Genomic DNA, 2,000 nt, shown 5'->3' with positions numbered 1-2,000 from the left:
ATCCTTCCGCTTCCTCGCTCACTGACTCGCTGCGCTCGGTCGTTCGGCTGCGGCGAGCGGTATCAGCTCACTCAAAGGCGGTAATACGGTTATCCACAGAATCAGGGGATAACGCAGGAAAGAACATGTGAGCAAAAGGCCAGCAAAAGGCCAGGAACCGTAAAAAGGCCGCGTTGCTGGCGTTTTTCCATAGGCTCCGCCCCCCTGACGAGCATCACAAAAATCGACGCTCAAGTCAGAGGTGGCGAAACCCGACAGGACTATAAAGATACCAGGCGTTTCCCCCTGGAAGCTCCCTCGTGCGCTCTCCTGTTCCGACCCTGCCGCTTACCGGATACCTGTCCGCCTTTCTCCCTTCGGGAAGCGTGGCGCTTTCTCATAGCTCACGCTGTAGGTATCTCAGTTCGGTGTAGGTCGTTCGCTCCAAGCTGGGCTGTGTGCACGAACCCCCCGTTCAGCCCGACCGCTGCGCCTTATCCGGTAACTATCGTCTTGAGTCCAACCCGGTAAGACACGACTTATCGCCACTGGCAGCAGCCACTGGTAACAGGATTAGCAGAGCGAGGTATGTAGGCGGTGCTACAGAGTTCTTGAAGTGGTGGCCTAACTACGGCTACACTAGAAGAACAGTATTTGGTATCTGCGCTCTGCTGAAGCCAGTTACCTTCGGAAAAAGAGTTGGTAGCTCTTGATCCGGCAAACAAACCACCGCTGGTAGCGGTGGTTTTTTTGTTTGCAAGCAGCAGATTACGCGCAGAAAAAAAGGATCTCAAGAAGATCCTTTGATCTTTTCTACGGGGTCTGACGCTCAGTGGAACGAAAACTCACGTTAAGGGATTTTGGTCATGAGATTATCAAAAAGGATCTTCACCTAGATCCTTTTAAATTAAAAATGAAGTTTTAAATCAATCTAAAGTATATATGAGTAAACTTGGTCTGACAGTTACCAATGCTTAATCAGTGAGGCACCTATCTCAGCGATCTGTCTATTTCGTTCATCCATAGTTGCCTGACTCCCCGTCGTGTAGATAACTACGATACGGGAGGGCTTACCATCTGGCCCCAGTGCTGCAATGATACCGCGAGACCCACGCTCACCGGCTCCAGATTTATCAGCAATAAACCAGCCAGCCGGAAGGGCCGAGCGCAGAAGTGGTCCTGCAACTTTATCCGCCTCCATCCAGTCTATTAATTGTTGCCGGGAAGCTAGAGTAAGTAGTTCGCCAGTTAATAGTTTGCGCAACGTTGTTGCCATTGCTACAGGCATCGTGGTGTCACGCTCGTCGTTTGGTATGGCTTCATTCAGCTCCGGTTCCCAACGATCAAGGCGAGTTACATGATCCCCCATGTTGTGCAAAAAAGCGGTTAGCTCCTTCGGTCCTCCGATCGTTGTCAGAAGTAAGTTGGCCGCAGTGTTATCACTCATGGTTATGGCAGCACTGCATAATTCTCTTACTGTCATGCCATCCGTAAGATGCTTTTCTGTGACTGGTGAGTACTCAACCAAGTCATTCTGAGAATAGTGTATGCGGCGACCGAGTTGCTCTTGCCCGGCGTCAATACGGGATAATACCGCGCCACATAGCAGAACTTTAAAAGTGCTCATCATTGGAAAACGTTCTTCGGGGCGAAAACTCTCAAGGATCTTACCGCTGTTGAGATCCAGTTCGATGTAACCCACTCGTGCACCCAACTGATCTTCAGCATCTTTTACTTTCACCAGCGTTTCTGGGTGAGCAAAAACAGGAAGGCAAAATGCCGCAAAAAAGGGAATAAGGGCGACACGGAAATGTTGAATACTCATACTCTTCCTTTTTCAATATTATTGAAGCATTTATCAGGGTTATTGTCTCATGAGCGGATACATATTTGAATGTATTTAGAAAAATAAACAAATAGGGGTTCCGCGCACATTTCCCCGAAAAGTGCCACCTGACGTCTAAGAAACCATTATTATCATGACATTAACCTATAAAAATAGGCGTATCACGAGGCCCGAT

Annotated in this window: 1 protein-coding gene; it reads right to left on the bottom strand. The window is 48.8% G+C overall.

The annotated features are described in order from the left end of the window. Window positions 1-943: 943 nt before the first annotated feature. Entirely contained in the window at window positions 944-1,804 is an 861-nt protein-coding gene (locus AC2D8P_RS16465; protein WP_000027050.1) for a broad-spectrum class A beta-lactamase TEM-116, read from the bottom strand. Between the last annotated feature and the right edge of the window lie 196 nt (window positions 1,805-2,000).

This window comes from Roseovarius sp. YIN77 (genome assembly GCF_057219155.1).
This window is presented reverse-complemented; position numbering and strand designations above follow the sequence as displayed.

Excerpts from the sequence above, each read along its gene's own strand:
- AC2D8P_RS16465 (WP_000027050.1), bottom strand. The coding sequence starts at position 1,804 with ATGAGTATTCAACATTTCCGTGTCGCCCTTATTCCCTTTTTTGCGGCA.